Origin of the sequence: Sulfuriroseicoccus oceanibius (genome assembly GCF_010681825.2) — a bacterium.
Taxonomy (GTDB): domain Bacteria; phylum Verrucomicrobiota; class Verrucomicrobiia; order Verrucomicrobiales; family SLCJ01; genus Sulfuriroseicoccus; species Sulfuriroseicoccus oceanibius.
Genome location: NZ_CP066776.1, coordinates 1,300,545 through 1,320,814 on the forward strand (window position 1 = coordinate 1,300,545; position 20,270 = coordinate 1,320,814).

Sequence of the window (20,270 nt, forward strand, 5' to 3'; positions counted from 1 at the left end):
TTGCAGATTACCAAATGGTGAGGTGGTGTGAAGTGTTGGTCGTTATCCTGCGGATGGAATGAACAGAACCTTGCCCCCACGTCGGTCCTGCTTGGCGTTAGTGAAAGCTTGCTCGTAGGCGCTGAGGGGGAAGGTCTGGCTGACCGTGGTGCGCAGCGAGCCGTCGGTCATCCACTGAGCGAGCGATGCGTAGTCGGTCTCCAAGCGGGCGCGTTTCTGGGCGGCGATCCATTTGGTGACCCAGAACCCTTCGAGCCGCAGTTGTTTGAAGATGAGCATGCCGTTGGGCACTTTGATGGCGCGGCGGCTCATGGCTCCGTAGGTTACCATCGTGCCGCGATTGGCGAGGCAATCCATCATGCGCAGAGCGGAGTCTCCGCCGACGGCATTGAGGCCGAGTTTTGGCGCGTTGCCTGCGGTGATTTCCATCAACTCGTCCTTGGTATTCTTCGAGTCGACAATCACGGCGTCGGCGCCGAGGGAGGTCAATGGTTGCTGCAAGCCTTCGCGGCGGACGACATTGACTGTGCGCAGACCTAGTTTTTTTGCGATCTGGATGACGCATTCGCCGACGGATGAGTTGGCCGCGTTCTGCATCACCCAGTCGCCTGGGTTGAGGTCGGCGAAGTCACTGAGCATGCGCAGGGCGGTCATTGGGTTCACTTTCAAAAGGGCTCCCTGTTCAGGCGTCAGGTTGGTAGGAACCTTGAGCACATCTTCGGGTGTCACATCGAGGATGTCGGCCCAGCAGCCGCAGCGGCGAATGAAAATCACCTGGCTTCCGATGGCCGGTACTGGGGCTTCGGGAGTTGGTAGGGTGTCCGGGGCGTGGGCGATTACGGTGGCGATTCCTTCCATGCCGAGCCGAGCGGGGAGTTCCGGACGGTCGCCATATTGTCCTTCGAGGTAGTTGATGTCCGCGGGATTGATGGCGCTGGCCAGCACTTTGACCCGGAGATGTCCGGGAGGTGGGGTTGTTGGTAGGTCGTTGCGGACGAGATCAAGCCCAGTGGGAGCTGGGGTGAGTTCAGTAGCAATCAGGCGGGACTGGATCATGAGATCAGGCTGCTCCAGATCGGGATTCCTGACAAGTGCGAGCATCAGTTGCTGCTCCCTAAGCTTGAGTTGATTAGGTTCGGTTAATCATCGTTTAAAAAGTGATTAAAAAGATTGATGCATCCGGCGTGTCTGCTATTAGTTTTCTTCATGAATTAAAAAGATGGTGATTATGAAAACTTCAACACGTGCCAAAAATGTCGATCCCGAAGAACTCCAAAAGCGGAAAGAAGAGGAGGCGTTGATCCTCGGAGTGGCGGATGGAGATCTGCAAAAGTTTGCTGAGTTACACCAGCGGTTCTCAGGTCTGGTCTACGCGACGGTGTACAAAGTACTTAACGACGTGCAGGACACAGAGGATGTGGCGCAGGAAGTTTTCTCGATGATCTGGAACAAAGCGGATCAGTACCGTGTGGACAAAGGGAAGCCGCTGACCTGGATCACCACGATGGCGCGCAACCGCGCAATCGACCGTCTTCGAGCCAAGCAACGCCGCGCTCGCTTGACCGAGAGTTTCAAGGAGCAGGAGGAAGGGCACGAGTCACGTCGCCGCGAAGATTCGCTGCGATTGGTGGAGTGGGGTGATCGCAACCGCACCGTCCGCAGTGCGGTGATGGAGTTGTCCGAACCCCAGCGTGAGGCGATCCAGATGGTGTATTTTTCAGGGCTCACCCAAGCTGAGGCCGCTGATCAGTTGGGCGAACCACTGGGCACTGTAAAAGCTAGAATCCGCCGTGGGATCCTGCGCTTGAGGAAAGTGATGCCACTGCGCCTGTGAGCGTTGAGTCATTCTCCGGAATACCATCTGAGCACCCCGAGTGGGGTGCTTTTTTTGTGGCTGGATTTGGCTCGATTGGTGGGGTGATGTTGTTAATGATCTCGTGATGAGTTCGCTGCCTCCGCGTCCGTTGATTTCCGCGAGTGTCTTGGTGTTTGCTGTTTCGCTGATGCTGATGATGTTTCCCTTTGTGACGCGGTTGTTGGGGGATGGCGGTGACGTGTTTGGGGTGATTCCTGTGGGAGCTCTTGGGCTGCATGCAGTGCTGGCGGTGTGGAATGGATCGGATAAGGCGCGCAAGCGGTGCCTGTGGAGCTTGGGAGCGGGAATTGCGGCGGCTGTGTTATTCGCGGTGTTGTTCTCGATCGATGTGGGATCGGTGGATGGCTTGGCGGCTCATGACTTCCGGGTGGTGGTCGGTGCGCTTGCCGCTGCTGTGGTGAGTGATGTTTGGTTGTTGCTGTGGGTGGTGCAGAAGAAGCATGCGCGTTGGTTCGAGCGGGCTGCGCCAAATACGCATCTTGAGGGTGAGGTGCGGCGGGTAATCCGAGTTTTTCCGTTGGTAGCGGTGGTTTTCGGAGGGCTTTTGTGGTGGCGTGCTGCGGCGCGCGACGATGCGTTGTTTGATTTGAATGTGGAAGTCGTGGCGGTGGATGGGCTGACAGGGAAGGTGATCGACAATCCCAAGTTGTGGAGTCGGGCGTGGAGTGGTGGTGTGGAGTGGGGTCCTGCATCCTTGCCGAAGTATTGGTTCGAGGATGGTGATGGTGGGATTTGGGTTCGAGGCGTGTCGGACCGTCCGCTGGAGTTCGCGGTTTCTGCTGAGGGATATGTTTCGGAGACTGTGACCCTGAGTCCGGACAGTGGGCAACGACTGGAGGTGCGGCTACCGGTGCGGTTACCAGTTCAGCTGCGGATGAAGGCGGAGTAGGGGGCGGCTGGGGGGGAAAGAAAAACGCTCCGCAACGACGGGCGTTGGGGAGCGTTTGCTAGAGAAGGATGTGGTGGGAAGTTAATCTTCCTCGGTGATCGGGTATCCGCAGCAGTCGTGGACGATGGCGTGGAAGTCGATGTGGAACCACTTCTTGAAGGTGTCGAACGAGCGGTTCTTCGGCCAGCCGGCGGGATCGGTGTGCCAGTCGTAGAGTTCGGCTTCGAAGATCACTTCGAACCCTTCCGAGAGGACGTCCATGGCATCCTTGTTGGATTCAAACTCGGGGATGAGGTAGACGGTGCGGTCTTCGTTGATGACGTCTTCAGAGATTTTCGGGCCATCGAGCGAGTGAACCCAATCGATGAATGGTTTTTTCGGGCGAACGATGACGCTGCTGCGGTTGATCATAGGGCGAGTTTTAGCAGGGCTGGAGCGGGCCCGCAAGCAAGCGGGTGTGATTAAGCGAAGCGTTGTTGGGCGAAGGCGACGCGGGACTCCGCGGTCGAGAGGATGCGGTCCTTGCGGCTGATGGATTCGATGGCTTCTAGGCGGTCGAGCAGGCCGGCATTGTTGGCGACTTGGATGGCTAGGCCTGGGCGAGCGTTGAGTTCGAGGATGAGTGGCCCCAGGTTTTTATCGAGCACGATATCCGCGCCGAGGTATCCGAGTTCGGTCATTTCGTAGCATTGCGATGCCAAATGAATGAGCTTGTCCCATTGGGGGACGACGAGTTCGCGCAGATCGCGACCGGTATCGGGGTGTTTTAGGACTGGGCGGTTGAACTGGACTGCGCTGCGGGCTTTACCGGTGATCAGGTCGATTCCTACACCAACAGCCCCTTGGTGCAGGTTGGCTTTGCCATCGGATGCCGCGGTTGAAAGGCGCATCATCGCCATGACCGGGTAGCCTTGGAATACGATGACGCGGATATCCGGAACTCCTTGGTAGGAGAATCCATCAAAGGCATCGCTGAACTGAATCGCGTATTCGATCATCGCCTTGTCGTGTTTTCCGCCGAGGCTGTAGAGTCCGCTCAGTGTGTTGCTGACGTGGCGGCGCAGGTCGCCATGGTCTAGGCGTCCGCCGCTGGGTTTGATGAATGTTTCCGCCTCGCGTCCGGTGATGACGAGAATGCCTTTGCCGGCGCTGCCCTGTGAGGGTTTGATGACGAACTGTTGGTGGTCGCCGACGATTTTCGCGAGTTTTTTGACGCCGGACTGGTTGGTAACGACGCCGTAGAGCTCGGGGACATTGAGCCCGAACTCTTTGGCGAGCAGCTTGGTTTTGAGTTTGTCGTCGACTCGCGGGTAGAGTTCGCGGCGGTTGTAGCGGGCGATGTAGTGCGAGTTGCGGTGGTTCATCCCGACGATGCCGCGTTTGCGCAGCTCCGACGGCTTGCACCATTCGACCTTGAATCGCTGGAGAAATGAGGCCATTAGCGGGGGGCGTTATCCTGTGATTTGACCAGCGGGGCGAAGCGAACCAACTCCGACAAGCGGTAGCCTGCGTATTGGCCCAGCGCGAGAATCACCGCCAGCACGACGAGCAACAGTTCTGGGAAAATGAACACCTGATAGCGTAGGGTTGGGTTGCCCATGACCAGATAGGCGAGTACGGCGACCAACAAACTGCCGCTGGTTTGTTTAGCGACTTCGCCGGCTCCATCTTCCTCCCACAGAATCGACAGGCGCTCGACGGTCCACGCGAGAATGATGGTGGGGAAGAGCGTGACCGATTGGGCGATGACCAGGTTGAACTTGGATCCAATAATCCCGAAACCGACCATGATTCCGATCACGACGACAACGACTGCCGAGATCCGCGGGACCAGCAGCAGGTCGAGTTTCGACAGATAAGAGCGGACAATCAGACCAACGCTAACGACGATGGTGAACAAGAGTAGGCCGGGAAGGAGGTCGGTTTTGAGGAACGACATGGCCAGAAGGATGGGCATGAAGGTTCCCGAAGTTTTGATGCCGACGATGTTGCGCATGATGACGACGACCAGGGCGCCGAATGGGATCATGAGGAGCAAGCGGTAGGCGTTTTGTTGCTCGATGGAGAGCGATGAGAGTGAGAGGTCGGTGAGGGTTTCTTGTTTCCGGCGCGCTGCGGTTTCCTGGACGAGTTCGGCGGGGAGGAATTGCTCAATGGTGGAGAACGAGATGCGGCCGTTGCGGCCACCGCTGAGTTCGACCAATGCCGGGCCGCCGCGCTGCCAGATGAGCGCTTTGCTGGTATCGAGCGGGTGGGGCGAGCCGAAGGCAAAGAGTTGCATTTTTCCGTTGTCGATGACGGCGACGGCGTGTTGCAGGCTGATATTCGATGCGCTTTTTTCGAGTGGGATATAGCGTATGAAGTGGGCGTCGAGTCCGGCTTTGGCGAGCAGTTGATGGAGGAGTTGGTTTTCCTCGAGCGGCTTTTTGCGATTTGCCAGCAGAGCCTGGACGTTTTGGTTGTTGCTGTCTTTGAGGATCGTGAGCAGCTGGCTGACGAACGACTCGGTGTCGGCGGAGTACTGACGAGCCAAGGCGATGATTTCGTCCGCGGCGACGGCTTGCGGGCCCTCTTGCAAGTCGGCCGGAAGTTCTACCGGAGGTGAGGGAAGCAGAGGGATTGGGGTTTCCGGACGTTGGTAGATGTCGATGCGGTAGAAGAGTTCCTGCTTGCCCTCGGCTTGTTGCTTCGACCACGTGACGTAGCGGAAGAAAGACGAGGCGTCTTCCGCTGTTGGTGGTGGTGTGAAGCCGAAGTTCGGGGAGGCTCCGCTTTCCTCCAGGATGCCTAGCCGGGGTTGCTCGTCGGGAACGGCAAAGCGGACACGGACAGGAGTGTCCGGCTCGGCGGTGAACGTGAGTTTTGCCTCGATGGTCCAGACCGGAAGTTTTTGGTCGGGAGTCAGGGGGTAACCGGTTTGGAAGTGCCGGTAGAGGGTGGACGCAAGTCCGATGACCGCCAAGGTGGCGATCAGGATGCGGAGTTGAATAGCGGACTTCATGAGGCCAGATGGGCGGAAAGCGTGCTGTATCGGGGACGGCGTTAGTTCTTGCCTCCCGATGATTTTGGAGCGTTGTCCTTGGTGTCGGTGGCCCAGAGGTCGGGCTTTTCGAGTGTGTTCTTGCGGCTGACGTCGACAATGGCAGTGCCGTGCAAGAGATTGCGACCGACGAGCAGCGGGTATTGGTAGAGGCTGCGGTCGGTGAGGGTGAACTCGGTGGGGCGGATTTCCTCGCCGAATGCGGCGCGCAGTTTGACTACCATTCGCCGTTCGAATTCACCTTCCTGGTGTTTGATTTTAACGCGGCGGACCTGTGGGCGTTCGAGGAGAATGGGTTCCTTGGTTGTTGGGTTGATGAGTTGGAAACGGACCCATTTTTTGCCGTCGCGTTCGAAGGCTTCGATGTTTTCCGCATGAATCGAACAGGTCTCCGCGCCGGTGTCGATACGGGCTTCGAAGTGCGTTCCAGCTTCGACGATTCCGACGGGCTCCACCTCGCCGACGATGATCGGCTCCTCCTGTGTGGCACTCGTGGATGAGGGGCTCTCGGCGTGGACCATGAGGGCCATTGCGAGCGAGAGGAGTGTCGAATATGTCAGTTGAAGTATCTTCATGAGTAACAGTAATCAACGCTTGTTTATTGAGTCCCGTCAATGGGCTGAGCGAGTGATTAAATACTGGTTTTTCTTGAGCCGTTCGGATGGAGGTTGATTGATGTACGGATCGGTGTTCAGGATGATTCCGCATGAAACCCTTACGTCTCTTGGGACGTTGTTGGGCTTGCCTGATCGCCCGAAATTGTGATGTCCGCGCCTTCTCTTCGTTCTGATGCTTCTCACTGTGCCCTCGAGGTTCGTGGGAAGTTTTTGTGGTGCGGTGGGGAGAAGCATTTTGCGCGGATGGTGACTTACGGGCCGTTCCCCGATGCCTCGTGTGGGGAGGATGGGATGCTGCCGCCACGAGATGTGGTGGAGTCCGACCTGCGAGCTGTGCGCGGGGCGGGGTTTAATGCGGTGCGTTTGTATGAAGTGCCGCCTGAGTGGTTCGTTGAGATTTGTGGGCAACTCGGGCTGAAGGTGTGGTTCGGCGTGCCGTGGGGCTGGCATTTGGACTTTTTATCTGAGCGTGAAGATAGGCGGCATTTACTGGCCGAGGGGCGTGAGCAGTTGCAGCGCGCGGTGAGGCGCTACGCGGGGAGCCCTGTCATCGGTGGGATTTTCGTCGCCAATGAGGTGCCGGTGGATTTGGTGCGCTGGATGGGCTGGCGCAATGTGCGGCGGGCATTGGAGGAAATGATCGATCTGGCAAAAGCGATCGACCCGGAGCGCTTGCTGACCTACGCGAACTATCCGCCGACCGAATGGATCGCTCCACGCAATGCCGATGTCTTTGCGATCAATGTGTACCTTCACGAGCGCGGAGCCTACGAGGGCTACCTGCAACACGCGCATTTACTGGCGGGAGATCGGCCGGTGTTGGTGAGTGAAGCGGGAGCGGACGTGCCGCGTGAGGGGGAGTCCTTTCAAGCGGAGATGATGCGGTGGGCGTATCAATCGGCGGCGGATGTGGGGGCGTGCGGGGTTTGTTGGTTTGCGTGGTCTGGTGACTGGCGGGCGCCGGATGGCGGGCGCAATGATGATTGGGATTTTGGGCTGGTTGCGGCGGATGGCACGGAGCGTCAGGCGTTGCGGGATGCCCGTGAGTGGTTGGAGCAGTGCGACGGGCTTCCGCAATGGGAGAGCGACAATTCCGTCTCGGTGGCGGTCGTCGTTTGTACCCGCAATGGCGGTGAGCGGATTGCGAGGTGTCTCGAGGCGTTGTTGGCAAGCCGGCGGCCGGCGGACGAGATTGTGGTGGTGGATGATGGATCCACCGATGACACTGCGGCGGAGGTTCGGAGGTTCCCGTCAGTTAAGTTGGTAAGCATTGAGCCGTCCGGGTTGAGCGCCGCGCGCAACCGGGGGGCGGAAGAAACTTCAGCTGATTGGATCGCCTATACCGATGACGATTGTCAGGCCGACCCGGACTGGATCGGGGCACTGGTGCGGCACGTCTCGCGTCGTGAATGCGGGGCTCTGGGCGGGCCGAATGTGCCGCCGTTGAGTGAGGCTGGGGGAGGTCGGCAGTGGATCCTCGACCACGCGCCGGGTACGGCAAATGCCGTGATGATGGATGACCTGCGCGCCGAGCATTTGCCAGGGTGTAACCTGGTGGTGCGGCGTGATGCATTTGAGGCAATTGGTGGGTTCCGCAGGCAGTACGTGACGGCAGGTGATGACGTGGATCTTTGTTGGCGTTTGATTGATGCTGGGTTCGAGTTGCACTATGTGCCCTCCGCAATGGTGTGGCACGAGCGTCGGCCAAGCCTGCGCAAGTATTTGAAACAACAAGTCGGCTACGGTCGCGCCGAAGCACTGCTCGCGAGGGATTGGGCGGCGCGGGTCGGCTCTGGCGGCGCCCGCTGGGATGGCGTGGTGTATGGTGCGTCCGGGCTGGCATTTGATCCGGCCGGGGTTTATGGCGGTGCCTTTGCCTCGCCCGGATTTCCTGTTTTGCTGGCGGGGAATGCGCCGTGGGATGGGGCGGCGGACATTCACGTGGCGGGTTGGTTGCCGCAGCGGTGGCAGATGGTTGCGCGTTGGATGTTCAAGTGGCAGCGTTGGGCGCGGGCGTACGGTCGTTGGCGTGGAGGATTGCGGATGACGGTGCCTTATGTGGTCCGGGGAAGATCGAGTGAGCTGGTGGAGCTGTGTGATGTGCTGTGGGTGGAACTGTCTGCCGGCGTGTGCAGGGAGGAATGGTTGCGTGGCGTGGTGGCAGAGCTGCGCTCGCTCGGATGGGTTGTGGAACCCGACGACGGGGGGCAGCACTGGGACTTGGAGGTCTCAGTCGGCAGTGGGCGCGCTCCTGTTCAGATTCTGACGGTGGCGGAGGTCGACGGTGCCAGTGGGCTCAACCAAGTGGGCGTGCGGATCGACGGGCGCGACGTAGAGGCGGTCGAGCGGGTGCGCGCCGCGGTGCGTGCACTGTGACGGTTGTTCGGCTAGCGCTCCAAGCCGAGGACGCGCAGAATCAAACGCGAGAACTCACCGGCGGCGGTGAGGCATTCTCCCAGGTATGAGGTGAGTGAAACCTCCTTCGATGCGAGCACGAGCAAGGCAACGATTTGAACGAGGTTCATCAGGTAGATGACGACCAGTGAATAGAAGGTGCCGTTCTGATCGAGGTCGGATTGGCCCTTGCGGATCATCGACAGCGTGAACGTGAGGTGGAAGCCCCAGGTGATTCCGGTGACGAAGAACAAGAGGCGGTCAAAGTAGGGGATGGTGACGAGCCACCAGTGCACCGCCGTGAGCGTGGAGATGCTGAAGACCGTGTAGATCGGAACGAAGTAGGGCGACAGCGAGATCCACGTGTTGGTCTTGTTGCTGAGGATGTAGCCACCATCGTGCGAGACGCTGAACCCGCCGACTTTGCCGCCACTGAGGAGAACGAAGATGGCGTGGGTCAGTTCGTGGCCGAAGACGTAGAGCGTGGTCGGGCGGGGGAAGAAGAGAAAGTATGCCGACCACAGGGAGAGCCCTGTTGAGAAGAAGACCAGCTCGGGGGACTTCCAGACGCTGCCTTCCACATTGGCATTGAAAACCTGAAGCAGTGCCAGGCTGAGGACCCAAGCAACGGGAAGAAGGAAGATGCCAATGCCGAACTTGAGCCAGGTGAGTGGGATCCGGATGGGCTCGCGCTGGGGGGCTGGGGCGCGGCGGTTGTTTTTGCCGCGGGGAGAACGAGATCGGCGCTCCGCACGGGCCGTTGCAAGAGCAGAGGACCCACGCGCGGAGCGCCGACTTTTCTTGATGGGTTTGTTACGCGCCACAGCGAATGGTATGCGGATGCGTGGTTTCCCCCATCAGGGAATTCAGAGGATTAGACGCCTGGTTAGGCGCGGCCGAGGTACTTGCCGGTTTCGCCGTCGATGCGGATGCGCTCGCCCTGGTTGATGAAGAGCGGAACCTGCACGACTTTGCCGGTTTCGAGAGTAACGGCTTTGGTTGGGTTATTGGCGGTGTCGCCTTTGACGCCTTCCGAGGCTTCGGTCACTTCCATTTCGATGGACGATGGGAACTCGATCGAGACAGGGGCTCCGTCGCAGTAGAGAACTTCCACTTCGAGAGCTTCAACGAGGAGGTCGGTGCCGTCACCGAGAAGGTCTTCGTCGAGAGTGATGGTCTCGTAGGAGGTGGTGTCCATGAAGTGGTATCCGGATGGGTCACTGTATGAAAACTCGACCTTCTGGCGCTCGGTAGGAACGATGTCCACTTTGTCGCCGGAGGCGAAGCGGATGTCTTTGGTCTTGCCGGACTGGAACGAGCGGATGGTCGCCATGATGAGGGCGTTGCCCTTACCTGGGGTGCGGTGTTCGATGTTGAGGACGATACCGGTTTCGCCGTTGTACTTGATGGCCTGACCTCTTTTCAGGTTGGTTGCAACAATTGCCATGACAGGGATAGTGTTTGGTTTGGGTTCGCTAAGTCGTTTAGCTGGATGGTATGAACTATGCCGAATGACAATGACTTGTCATCCTAAATTGATACTAGGAGGCGGTGGAGCGGATGAACTCGTCGCGCAGTTCCTTCGGGTTGGAGTGGATCTGAAGGTCGGCCGCGAGCAGCGCGTCGTCGTCGACGTTGACGGTGCGGGTGGTGACCTTGCCTTGGAACTCGCCTCCGGCCGGAATGTTGAGGTCCTGGTGGATCAGTGCGTGGGCGTCGATACGTCCTTCGACCTCGATGCTATCGGCGATGACCGGGCCGGTGATTTTGACGTCAGTGCGGCGTGGAATGACCAGTTCGCGGCAGGTGATGGCGGCGTCCAGCGTGCCGGAGAAATTGATTTCGACGCGTCCGGTGCATTCGACAGTGCCTGAGAAGCGGCCGTAGGCGGCGAAGTTGTGGCATGCGATGCGGCCACCATTGACCGAGCCTCGCTTGAGGATGCGGACGTTGCCGTAGGTGAGTTGGTCGCCATCGGTGGCGGTTTCAATGACCAAGTCACACGAGAGTGCCTGGTGGTCACATTCCGGGCATGCCGGCGCCGGGCCGATGCGCGGGGCTGAGAAATCTTCACCGCACTCGAAGCAGGTGACGGTGCGTTCATTGCGCAAGCGGCGACGAGCCGGCGAAGGATCGCTGTCGGGCAGACGGGCTTCGTTCTGTGGCTTTTGGCGTTGCTTCGGGCTGTAGGCCGGAGGATCCAGACCGAGGTCGTCAGGGCGTCGGGTTGGCAACGCGGTGTCGCGCGATGCGATGGGCGGCGGAGGGAAGCCGCTGTTGGCTTCGGATGGTTCTTCGCTCTTTGGTGAGAGCAGCTCTTGTGGAGGCAGCGGAGCAACCGGTGACTCTGGAACTTCAGGAGCCGGTGGCTGCGCTCCACGTACGGAAGTCATGGTGCCGCTGAACCGCCCCTTCCATTTGCCCAGCAATGATTGAATGCCTTGGAGGCCCTTCTCCAAGTGGATAGAACGCTCACGCGGGATTTTCGTGCGTTGGACGCCATCGCGCTGGATGTCCAAATGCGAGCGGCAGCCCTTGCAATAGAAGGACACCACTTGCGCGGGTTCCTGCTGCTGGTGGCCACATTTCGGGCAGGTGGTTTGAATCAGATCCTTCACGGTTTAGTCGGCACGGGATGAATGCGCGGACAGATAGTACAAAAAAACCTATCGGGCAACGGGGAGATGCCCCGACTGGCCCGATAGGTCGTAGAATCTTTCGATTAAGTGGTGTTTGCCGTTACTTGTTGGCCTTCACCAACTCAGGCTGGGACGAGCTCTGTCCGCCTGCAGGCTTCTGAGCGGGCTTGTCCGAGCCGGCCTTGGTGGCAGCTGCCGCGCCGACAATCGACTTACCGAGGAAGGTCGCACCTTCTTCAATGGCGAGGGTACGAGCTTTGACGTCGCCGAGAAGTTCTGAGTTCGACTTGAGTTCACAGCGCTCGGTGACGGTGATGTTGCCTTCGACTTTACCGAAGACGGTCACGGCTTTGACTGCGACTTCGCCCTTGATGTGGGCGTTCTCACCGATGGTGAGAGATCCATCCGAGGAGATTTCTCCTTCGATTTTTCCGTCGATGACGAGGTCATTGGAGAACTTGAGGGATCCTTTGATCTCGACGTCGTTGGAAAGGATGTTTTTGGTGGTGTTCATAGTAGGCTGTCGGCTGGTTGCCGGCTTTGGCTGCTGGGGGGTGTTCGTGTATGTAGGTTCCGGAGCGGGTGTGGCTGCCGGTGAATCTTGTTCGCGGGCGGAAAGTCCGATTGGTTCCATCGGCTTGTGGGCCCCTGTTTCTTGGTTTTTGGATCTCCTAAGCACGGGGGTAATTAGCCATTCTTGGAGAAATGAGTCAAAGATATTCCCCTGTGTGGCAGGAACTTTTTTAGTTAACTTTTGCGAATCAGTGTTCGGCTCTTAAGCCTTTTGTGAAAAGGGATGGAGCGTTTTATAAATCCGCCAGATCTTCGGCCGGGTAGGTCCAGATTTCGCTTAGAGTTGGGTGGTAATGCGGGGTGGTGGCGAGTTGCTCCGCTGTGGCACGGAAGCGCATCGCGACGACCACTTCGTGGATCAGTTCGCTGGCGTGTGGTCCGACTACCGCGCCGCCGATGATTTCTTTGGTTTCCCGGTGGGCCAGCAGTTTGACGAAGCCGTGAAGTTCGCCCATTACCATCGACTTTCCGTGGTCGTCGAATGGGTAGTCGGCGACGTCGTAGGGGATGCCCTCGGCCTTGGCTTCTTTTTCGGTCAGTCCGACCATGCCAATTTGAGGTTCGGTGAAGACTCCGAAGAGCTTGAGGCGGTCGGAGAATGTGCGGGGCTCACCGGCGACTCCATTGAGCATGGCATTCGCGTTGTCGGCTGCGATTTCGCCTTGCTCGATGGCCAGGTGGACGACTTCGAGTGGTCCGCAGACGTCGCCGACGGCGAAAAGGTGGGGTTGGCCGACACATGCCTGGGTGGGTTCTACTTTAATGTGGCCGGATGGGGACGTGGTGATGCCGGCGGCCTCCAGACCGAGTGGGCTGGTGTTGGGTTTGCGGCCGAGAGCGCAGAGGATTTCCTCGGCGGCGGCGAATTGCGGGCCGTTTTCTGAGTCGAAGTGGACGCGTTTGAGTCCATCTTCATCACGCGTTACGGACGTGAGTTTGGTGCCGGTGAAAAGATTGATCCCACGTTTGCGCGACGCGTCTTCCACGACTTTGGCGACATCGGAGTCGCAGTCTTTCAAGATGTGCGGGCTGCGTTGGATGACCGTGGTTTCCACCCCGAGGCCCTCGTAATAGTGGGCGAGCTCCATCGCGATGGCGCCGCCGCCGAGCACGATGATGGATTTTGGAATGTGGTCGCTGTCGAGCACATCGTCGCTGGTGAGGAAGCCGGTTTCCTGAAGCCCGTCGATTGGTGGGGTGGAGATGGTGGAGCCTGCGGCGATGACCGCGCTGCGGAATGTGATGGAGATTTGGTTGCCGTCGCGGAGGGCGACGTCGAGCGAGTGCGGGGAGGTGAACTTGGCGAAGCCGCGGTGGAGGTCGAAGCGTCCGTCTTCAAGTTGGCCCTGACGGTAGCCGGCGAAGTCATCGATGAGTGTGCGTTTGCGCGCGCGGATGGCGGGTCCATCCGCGCCGTGGTAGCTGGCTTTGAGGCCGAATGCGTCGGCTTCGCGGATGGTTCGGGCTCGGTTGGCGCTTTCGATGAGAGTTTTAGAGGGCATGCAGCCGCGCAGGATGCACAGGCCGCCGAGTTCGTCCGCGCCGTCGATGACTGCGGTTTTGAGGCCGTGGGAGTGGGCGGTGCGTGCCGCGGCGTAGCCTCCGCTGCCGCCGCCGATGACGACGAGATCGTATTGGTAATCGCTCATGATGCAGTGATTGGATGAAAAGTTCTCATGGTTATTGATGGCGGCATCCGATGATGCAAGGAGGAAGCGTGACAGGCTGGAACCTGTGGAAGATGGTTTTTTGGATGGCTGAGTAGGCGAAATTGCGTGGATGGTGGTCGGGTTGGGCTGGAATGAGGGCCGTGTCGCGTCGAATCAGCGGGTTTTGGGGTGTTTGTGGGGGATAGTGCGAAGAGGGGTGAAATAGGCGTTAAACGTGCTTGTAGTGCGAGCGGATCCCGCTAGGTTTGGTGCCTCTATGGCCGAAGATAAGGATCCCGATCAAACCAAGGTTTCAGAGCAGCAGGAATACGGAGCTGCTCAGATTGACAAGCTCGAAGGGTTGGAAGCGGTGCGTAAGCGCCCTGGCATGTATATCGGCGACCCCGATGTGCGTGGTTTGCACCACTGTGTGTTCGAAGTGCTGGATAACTCGATTGACGAGCATCTGGCAGGATATTGCGACACGATTGACATCAACATCCACGTGGATGGATCGATTTCGGTCAAAGACAACGGCCGGGGTATTCCGGTCGACATGCACCCGAAGTTCGGGGTGCCGGCGGTTGAGCTGGTGCTGACCAATCTGCACGCGGGTGGTAAGTTCGGCCAGGGGGCGTACAAGTACTCCGGTGGTCTTCACGGTGTGGGTGCGAAGTGTGTGAACGCACTTTCCGATTGGTTCCGTGCGGAAGTTTCCCGTGAGGGGAAAGTTTACATGATCGAGTTCGAGCGCGGCAAGACGACCAAGCAGCTCGAAGTGATCGGCGAAGTAGCGGAGAAGGTTTCTGGAACGCAGATCACCTTTTTCCCGGATGCGACTATTTTCACGGATACGATTGAGTTTGAGTTCGAGCGTCTGGCGAAGCGTCTGCGCGAACTGTCGTTCCTCAACCCGGGCTTGACGATCAACCTGGTCGACGAGCGAGCCGAGGCCGAGGGGGCTGTGAAGAAGGAGACCTTCTTCTACGCGGACGGTATCGTCGAGTTCGTGCGTCAGCTCGGTGAGAACAAAACATTGGTTCACGAGGAGCCTGTGGCTCTGAGCGGATCGCGTGAAATTGAAGTCGATTACGACGGCAAAGTGGTGAACGACGACGTCTTCGCTGACATCGTGTTCCACTACAACGATTCGTATAACGATCAGATCCTTTGTTACGCCAACTCGATTCCAAACGGTGACGGCGGAACGCACCTCACAGGTTTCCGTACCGCGTTGACGCGTGCGGTGAACAAATACGCCAAAGATGCGAAGCTGATTAAGGACAAGGATCCATCGCTTTCCGGTGATGATGTCCGCGAGGGCTTGATCGCGGTGATCAGTGTGAAGATGCCGAACCCGCGCTTCTCGTCGCAGACCAAGGACAAGCTGGTCAACACGGAGATCGAAGGTGTGGTGAGCTCAATCGTTTACGAAGGGCTGATCGAGCACTTCGACGAGAATCCAAACCTGGCCAAGCGCATCATCGAGAAGTCGATTAATGCGGCGCGTGCCCGTGAAGCGGCCCGCAAGGCGCGTGAAACGGTGCGTAAGTCGGCGCTCTCCGGTGGTGGTCTGCCGGGTAAGCTGGCGGACTGCTCCGAGCGCGATCCGGCGAAATCCGAACTGTATATTGTGGAGGGTGACTCCGCAGGTGGTTCCGCGAAATCGGGACGTAACCGTACAACCCAGGCGATCCTTCCATTGCGCGGTAAGGTGATCAACGTGGAGAAAGCGCGCTTGCACAAGGCGCTGCAGAACCGCGAAATCCAGGCGATGATCACTGCGATTGGCGCGGGGATCGGCGAGGGCGACCAGGAGGGTGCCTTCAATTTGGAAAAGGTGCGCTACCACAAGATCGTCATCATGACCGATGCCGACATTGACGGTGCCCACATCCGGACCTTGTTGCTGACCTTCTTCTGCCGTCACATGCCGGAGTTGGTGCGTGCCGGATATCTCTACATTGCCCAGCCGCCGTTGTATAAGATCACGCGTAAGAAGCGTGAGGAATACGTGGCGGACGATGCGCGCTTGAATGAGATTTTGATCTCGATTGGTGCGGATGAGGTGAGCCTGCGCAAGCCGGGGCAGGCCGGTAGCGAGATCGAAGCGGACATGCTCAAGCAAGTGCTTGAGTCGCTTTCCAGCTTGAAGCGCTACGTTGATACGCTCGAGGGCCACGGTGGCGATTTCCGCGACCTGCTCGATCACCGGGTGGATGGCGTGTTGCCTGAGTTCCTGGTGCGTGTGCGTGCGGGTAATGACGAGTCGATCCACTATTTTGCCACTGAGAAGCAGTTGCGAGACTTCGCCGCGGAGAACCGCGACCTTCGTTTGTTCAATGAGGAACTGAGCGAGGAAGAGATCGCCGAGATCAAGTCGCGTGACGTGATGCGTCGTGCGGTGGTGCGCGAATTGCACGAGTGCCATGCAATTTCCAAGTTGCTCGCACGGGTTCAGGAGTTCGGATTGGACACGGATCCGTTCTACGCTCCTCAAGGCGAGGCGGTGTACGAGTTGGTGGAGACCGTTGGGGATCACGAGGAGACAACTCCAGTGAACAACATCCTCGAAGTGCTCGACCGCGTGCTCGAGATCGGCCGCAAGGGAATGCGAATCCAGCGATTCAAGGGATTGGGTGAGATGAACGCTAAAGAGCTTTATGCCACCACCATGGATCCGGAGACCCGCAAGTTCCTTCGCGTGCGTCTGGATGAAGAGAATGCGGTCGAGGCCGACCGTATGTTCGACATTCTGATGGGCGACGTGGTGGAGCCTCGCAAGCGCTTCATCGAAGACAACGCGCTGAGTGTGCGCAACCTCGACGTGTAATCCTCTAACGAACTTATTCTTCGGTCTGCTGTTGGTCGATTCCACGGCGGGCCGCTCCCCCTAACTTTCCAATGTCTGAAGAACATTCAATTGCTCCGATCAACGTAGCCGACGAAATGTCGAAGTCCTTCCTGGACTATTCGATGTCGGTGATCATTTCCCGTGCGCTTCCCGATGCGCGTGACGGGTTGAAGCCTTCGCAACGACGCATCCTTTACGCGATGCATAACGACCTGTCGCTCTCTCCGACAAAGGCGCACCTCAAGAGTGCCCGTATTGTGGGTGACACGATGGGTAAGTACCACCCGCACGGTGACAGCGCGATTTACACCACGTTGGTGAACATGGCCCAGCCGTGGACCATGCGTGAAATCCTCATCGATGGTCAGGGTAACTTCGGTTCCGTGGAAGGCGATGCTGCAGCAGCCATGCGATACACCGAGGCCCGTCTGACCCACTTGGGCTCGGCCATGATGACCGACCTCGACAAGGAGACAGTCGACTTGCAGCCGACCTACGATGAGACACGTGACGAGCCTGTGGTGCTTCCTGCCGCTATGCCGAACCTGTTGGTCAACGGTGGTACGGGTATTGCCGTGGGTATGGCGACGAACATTCCTCCGCATAACCTCAATGAGGTGATCGACGGGATCTGCGCCACCATCGACAATCCGCGTATCACCATCGATGAGCTCAAGACCCACATCAAAGGGCCAGACTTCCCGGTGAAGTGTCAGATCCGTGGTTACAACGGAATCGATAGCTACTTCCGCACAGGTAAGGGCAGCATCCGCATGCGTGGTACCGTGGAGATCGAGGAAAAGGCCTCGGGTATCTCGCAGTTGATCATCACGGAAGTGCCATTCGGCGTGAACCGAGCGACCCTTCAGCAGCGCATCGCCGAACTGGTGAACACGAAGGTGCTGACCGGGATTTCCGGAATGCGTGACCTTTCCGACGAGCAGACCCGGATTGAAATCACGCTCAAGCGTGACGCGCGTCCGCAGGTGATTGTGAACCAGTTGTTCAAGCTGACGTCGCTTGAGACGAGCTTCGGTGTGAACATGCTGGCGATTCACGAGCGTCGTCCGAAGTTGCTCAACGTGCGTGAGGCTCTGGATTGCTATATCGAGCACCGACGCGAAGTGGTCATCCGCCGGACGCGTTATTTGCTGCGTAAAGCGGAAGAACGCGCCGAAACCCTCGAGGCGTTCTTGCTTGCTCTTGGTCATTTGGATGACTTCATCCGCATTATCCGCGAGTCGAAGAACCGTGAGGAGGCCCGCGAGAAGCTGAAGGCCTACACCTTCCCGACCGAGACTGCCGAGCGACTTGGAATTCTCATCCGCTCGCAGGCCAGTGTTCAGGGGGATCGTTATGTGTTCACCGATCGCCAGGTCAACGCCATCCTCGAACTGCGCCTCTATCAGCTCACTGCCATGGAGGTCGACAAGACCAAGGGCGAGTATGATTCGGTGCTGGCTGAGATTACCGATTTCCTCGACATCCTCGCTCGCGAGGCCCGCGTGCTTGGCATCATCAAGGACGAGTTGCTTGAGATCAAAGAGAAGCACGGCAACCCGCGTAACTGTGAGATCGTTCCGGATGAAGGTGAGATCGCCATTGAAGATCTGATCGCCAACGATGGTCAGGTGGTGACCATTTCCCACCGCGGATACATCAAGCGTACTCCACTCGCCGAGTACCGTGCCCAAAAGCGCGGCGGCAAGGGTGTGCGTGGCATGCAGACCAAGCAGGCTGCCGGAAAGGACGAGGAAGCTGGAGATTTCGTCGAGCACTTGTTCACCGCGGGAGCTCACGATTACCTCATGTTCTTCACCGATACGGGCCGCGTATACGTGGAGCGTGTCTATCAGATCCCTGAGGGGTCGCGTGCCTCGAAGGGGCGTTCTATCAACAACTTGTTGGACCTTCAGCCTCAGGAAAAGATTGCCGCGACATTGCGCGTGGAGTATCTCACCGATGATGAGGGGAACGACATCACCTTCTCCGAGGACCGTAAGGAGAACATCGTGTTCGCTACCCGTAACGGTACGGTGAAGAAGACTCAGTTGGCGGACTTCCGCAACTACCGCAAAGGTGGTCTGATCGCGATCCGCATCGACGAGGACAACTCGTTGATCGATGTGCGCCTGACCTCGGGCGAAGACGACATCTGTTTGGTCACCCGCAATGGTCTTTGCGTGCGTTGCAGCGAGAGCACATTGCGCGCGATGGGTCGTGCGACCCGCGGTGTGTGGGGCATCCGTCCTCGTGAAGGCGACTATGTCGTCGGCATGGCGGTGCCTGCTCCTGGTCAAGCGATGCTGGTGGCCTCCGAGAAGGGGATCGGCAAGCGTACTCCGTTCGAGGATTATCCGACCAAGGGTCGTGGTGGTAAGGGTATGCTCACGATGAAGATTACCGAGAAGACCGGATCGGTGGTGTCGTCGTTGGCGGTTGCTGAGGACGATGAGCTGATGCTCATGACCAACAGCGGCCAGAGCGTGCGAATCCGCGTCGCGGAGATCCGCGAGGCGGGGCGTAACACATCCGGCGTGAAGCTTATGGGCTTGCGCGAAGGTGAGTTCCTCCAGAGCGTGGCCAAGGTCGTTGTCGACGATGAAGAAGACAGCGAAGGCGACGATGATGTGACCGTCGAGGGTGGTGACGATTCGGCTGCCGCAGCCGAGGCTCCGGCCGCGGACGAGTCTGCCGAGTAATCGATCTCGTTGTTAAGTTATCAAATCCGTCGTTTATGGTGTCCTTCGGGTGGCCATGAGCGGCGGATTTTTTCGTGGCTTGGCGTGAGGGCTGGCGGTTGCTATAACCATCGGCACAATGAGCGACAGCATCACACCCGATGATTCAGAGTACCGCGCGGCGGTGGCGTTTTTCATGGCCAATCACCACGCACACGATGCGTACCAGGTGCTGGATCACGCCAAGCGGTTAGCGGAATCAATAGAGAACGCGACGTGGGAGGTTTTGGTGCCGGAGAAGGACGGGGTGCCGGAAGTGGGAGCGGTGGTGCTCAAAGGTCAGGCGAACCGTCCGGCGTTCTACCTGAGTGCCGGCGTGCACGGTGACGAACCTGCCGGAGTGCTGGGTGCTCTGAGTTGGGCGGAGTCCGCGTTGGCGGGCTGGGAGATGGGCGATGTGGTCTATTTGCCGTTGGTGAACCCATGGGGGCTCGAGCACAATGTGCGCAACGATGCCAGTGACCAGGATTTGAACCGATTGTTCGGCGATCACAAGCATCCGTTGGTCGAGGCGTGGCGGGAATTGATGAAGGGGCGTCAGTTCGCGGCGGCGGTTAGCCTGCATGAGGACTATGATGCCTGCGGGTGCTACTGCTATGAAATCTTCTGTGAGGGCGGGTTGCGGTTTGGTCGGGGGGCTCTCGATGCCGCTGCTGATGTGATCCCGCTGGAGGCCTGTGATGAGATCGAGGGTGTGCGGGCGGAGAATGGGTTGCTGGCTCGCGCGGGACTGCCGGACTTTGACGAAGGAGTGCCGGAAGCGTTTCCGCTCTTTACTGACTACGCCACGACCTCGCTGACGTTTGAGACGCCATCCGAGTATTCGCTTTACGATCGGGCCCGGGCGCACGAGCGCTTCCTTCATCACGTGGTCGGGCGTTTGCGGAGGATGTAGCGGGCTGCCATAGCGCAGGATTGGTGCCCTCGAGGTAGAGTGGTGCTTACTACACAAAAAAAAATCCCGGATCTGATGCGCAGATCCGGGATTTTGATTTTGA

Annotated in this window: 16 protein-coding genes; 6 read left to right on the forward strand and 10 right to left on the reverse strand. The window is 58.5% G+C overall.

The genetic code is table 11. The features are described from left to right. Positions 1 to 42: 42 nt before the first annotated feature. A complete protein-coding gene (locus G3M56_RS05120) occupies positions 43 to 1,056 on the reverse strand; it encodes an MDR family NADPH-dependent oxidoreductase (RefSeq protein WP_164364132.1) in 1,014 nt (337 codons plus the stop codon). A gap of 172 nt (positions 1,057 to 1,228) precedes the next feature. Between G3M56_RS05120 and G3M56_RS05125 the strand changes: the two genes are divergently transcribed. Together G3M56_RS05125 and G3M56_RS05130 are read left to right on the forward strand one after the other, a co-directional pair. Next, positions 1,229 to 1,834: an RNA polymerase sigma factor gene (locus G3M56_RS05125; protein WP_164364134.1), complete on the forward strand. Its 606-nt coding sequence runs from the start codon at positions 1,229 to 1,231 to the stop codon at positions 1,832 to 1,834. Between the two features lie 106 nt (positions 1,835 to 1,940). Beyond that, a complete protein-coding gene (locus G3M56_RS05130; RefSeq protein ID WP_164364136.1) occupies positions 1,941 to 2,765 on the forward strand; it encodes a hypothetical protein in 825 nt (274 codons plus the stop codon). A gap of 81 nt (positions 2,766 to 2,846) precedes the next feature. Here G3M56_RS05130 and G3M56_RS05135 read toward each other — a convergent pair whose 3' ends face one another. From G3M56_RS05135 to G3M56_RS05150, 4 genes are read right to left on the reverse strand one after another with little or no spacing between them, the layout of a single operon-like run. Next, complete coding sequence (locus G3M56_RS05135) at positions 2,847 to 3,176, reverse strand: hypothetical protein (RefSeq protein WP_164364138.1); 330 nt, start codon at positions 3,174 to 3,176, stop codon at positions 2,847 to 2,849. Positions 3,177 to 3,226: 50 nt separating this feature from the next. Continuing rightward, positions 3,227 to 4,204: an alpha-L-glutamate ligase-like protein gene (locus G3M56_RS05140; protein ID WP_164364140.1), complete on the reverse strand. Its 978-nt coding sequence runs from the start codon at positions 4,202 to 4,204 to the stop codon at positions 3,227 to 3,229. Next, the gene (locus G3M56_RS05145; protein WP_164364141.1) at positions 4,204 to 5,766 is read right to left on the reverse strand and encodes a UUP1 family membrane protein; all 1,563 of its coding nucleotides are present in this window, start codon (positions 5,764 to 5,766) and stop codon (positions 4,204 to 4,206) included. Before G3M56_RS05145 ends, G3M56_RS05140 begins: the two co-directional genes overlap by 1 nt. A gap of 41 nt (positions 5,767 to 5,807) precedes the next feature. Beyond that, positions 5,808 to 6,380, reverse strand: a complete 573-nt coding sequence (locus tag G3M56_RS05150) for an ATP-dependent zinc protease family protein (protein WP_164364143.1) — start codon at positions 6,378 to 6,380, stop codon at positions 5,808 to 5,810. Positions 6,381 to 6,569: 189 nt separating this feature from the next. Between G3M56_RS05150 and G3M56_RS05155 the strand changes: the two genes are divergently transcribed. Continuing rightward, positions 6,570 to 8,798 (forward strand): glycosyltransferase, encoded by a 2,229-nt coding sequence (locus G3M56_RS05155; protein WP_164364145.1) that lies wholly within the window; start codon positions 6,570 to 6,572, stop codon positions 8,796 to 8,798. A gap of 11 nt (positions 8,799 to 8,809) precedes the next feature. Here the strand turns inward: G3M56_RS05155 and G3M56_RS05160 are convergent, their stop codons facing one another. The 5 genes from G3M56_RS05160 to G3M56_RS05180 form a co-directional block, all read right to left on the reverse strand. Beyond that, on the reverse strand, positions 8,810 to 9,640 hold the full coding sequence (locus tag G3M56_RS05160; RefSeq protein WP_164364147.1) for a hypothetical protein: 831 nt from the start codon (positions 9,638 to 9,640) through the stop codon (positions 8,810 to 8,812). Positions 9,641 to 9,702: 62 nt separating this feature from the next. Then, a complete protein-coding gene (efp, locus tag G3M56_RS05165) occupies positions 9,703 to 10,263 on the reverse strand; it encodes an elongation factor P (RefSeq protein WP_164364149.1) in 561 nt (186 codons plus the stop codon). Positions 10,264 to 10,357: 94 nt separating this feature from the next. After that, entirely contained in the window at positions 10,358 to 11,434 is a 1,077-nt protein-coding gene (locus G3M56_RS05170; protein ID WP_164364151.1) for a polymer-forming cytoskeletal protein, read from the reverse strand. A 121-nt stretch (positions 11,435 to 11,555) separates the two neighbouring features. Continuing rightward, positions 11,556 to 11,969, reverse strand: a complete 414-nt coding sequence (locus G3M56_RS05175; RefSeq protein ID WP_164364153.1) for a bactofilin family protein — start codon at positions 11,967 to 11,969, stop codon at positions 11,556 to 11,558. Between the two features lie 292 nt (positions 11,970 to 12,261). Then, positions 12,262 to 13,677, reverse strand: a complete 1,416-nt coding sequence (locus G3M56_RS05180; protein WP_164364155.1) for a dihydrolipoyl dehydrogenase family protein — start codon at positions 13,675 to 13,677, stop codon at positions 12,262 to 12,264. Between the two features lie 277 nt (positions 13,678 to 13,954). Here G3M56_RS05180 and gyrB point away from each other — a divergent pair, with 277 nt between their 5' ends. The 3 genes from gyrB (at position 13,955) to G3M56_RS05195 (ending at position 20,167) form a co-directional block, all read left to right on the forward strand. Further along, a complete protein-coding gene (gene gyrB, locus G3M56_RS05185; protein ID WP_164364157.1) occupies positions 13,955 to 16,510 on the forward strand; it encodes a DNA topoisomerase (ATP-hydrolyzing) subunit B in 2,556 nt (851 codons plus the stop codon). A gap of 71 nt (positions 16,511 to 16,581) precedes the next feature. Further along, on the forward strand, positions 16,582 to 19,233 hold the full coding sequence (gene gyrA, locus G3M56_RS05190; RefSeq protein ID WP_164364160.1) for a DNA gyrase subunit A: 2,652 nt from the start codon (positions 16,582 to 16,584) through the stop codon (positions 19,231 to 19,233). Positions 19,234 to 19,351: 118 nt separating this feature from the next. Further along, entirely contained in the window at positions 19,352 to 20,167 is an 816-nt protein-coding gene (locus tag G3M56_RS05195; protein WP_164364161.1) for a M14 family metallopeptidase, read from the forward strand. The last annotated feature ends 103 nt before the right edge of the window (positions 20,168 to 20,270 follow it).

Coding starts and splice junctions, on each gene's coding strand:
- G3M56_RS05130 (WP_164364136.1), top strand. CDS start 1,941: ATGAGTTCGCTGCCTCCGCGTCCGTTGATTTCCGCGAGTGTCTTGGTG.
- G3M56_RS05150 (WP_164364143.1), bottom strand. CDS start 6,380: ATGAAGATACTTCAACTGACATATTCGACACTCCTCTCGCTCGCAATG.
- G3M56_RS05125 (WP_164364134.1), top strand. CDS start 1,229: ATGAAAACTTCAACACGTGCCAAAAATGTCGATCCCGAAGAACTCCAA.
- G3M56_RS05155 (WP_164364145.1), top strand. CDS start 6,570: ATGTCCGCGCCTTCTCTTCGTTCTGATGCTTCTCACTGTGCCCTCGAG.
- G3M56_RS05120 (WP_164364132.1), bottom strand. CDS start 1,056: ATGATCCAGTCCCGCCTGATTGCTACTGAACTCACCCCAGCTCCCACT.
- G3M56_RS05180 (WP_164364155.1), bottom strand. CDS start 13,677: ATGAGCGATTACCAATACGATCTCGTCGTCATCGGCGGCGGCAGCGGA.
- gyrB (WP_164364157.1), top strand. CDS start 13,955: ATGGCCGAAGATAAGGATCCCGATCAAACCAAGGTTTCAGAGCAGCAG.
- gyrA (WP_164364160.1), top strand. CDS start 16,582: ATGTCTGAAGAACATTCAATTGCTCCGATCAACGTAGCCGACGAAATG.
- G3M56_RS05195 (WP_164364161.1), top strand. CDS start 19,352: ATGAGCGACAGCATCACACCCGATGATTCAGAGTACCGCGCGGCGGTG.
- G3M56_RS05145 (WP_164364141.1), bottom strand. CDS start 5,766: ATGAAGTCCGCTATTCAACTCCGCATCCTGATCGCCACCTTGGCGGTC.
- efp (WP_164364149.1), bottom strand. CDS start 10,263: ATGGCAATTGTTGCAACCAACCTGAAAAGAGGTCAGGCCATCAAGTAC.
- G3M56_RS05175 (WP_164364153.1), bottom strand. CDS start 11,969: ATGAACACCACCAAAAACATCCTTTCCAACGACGTCGAGATCAAAGGA.
- G3M56_RS05135 (WP_164364138.1), bottom strand. CDS start 3,176: ATGATCAACCGCAGCAGCGTCATCGTTCGCCCGAAAAAACCATTCATC.
- G3M56_RS05140 (WP_164364140.1), bottom strand. CDS start 4,204: ATGGCCTCATTTCTCCAGCGATTCAAGGTCGAATGGTGCAAGCCGTCG.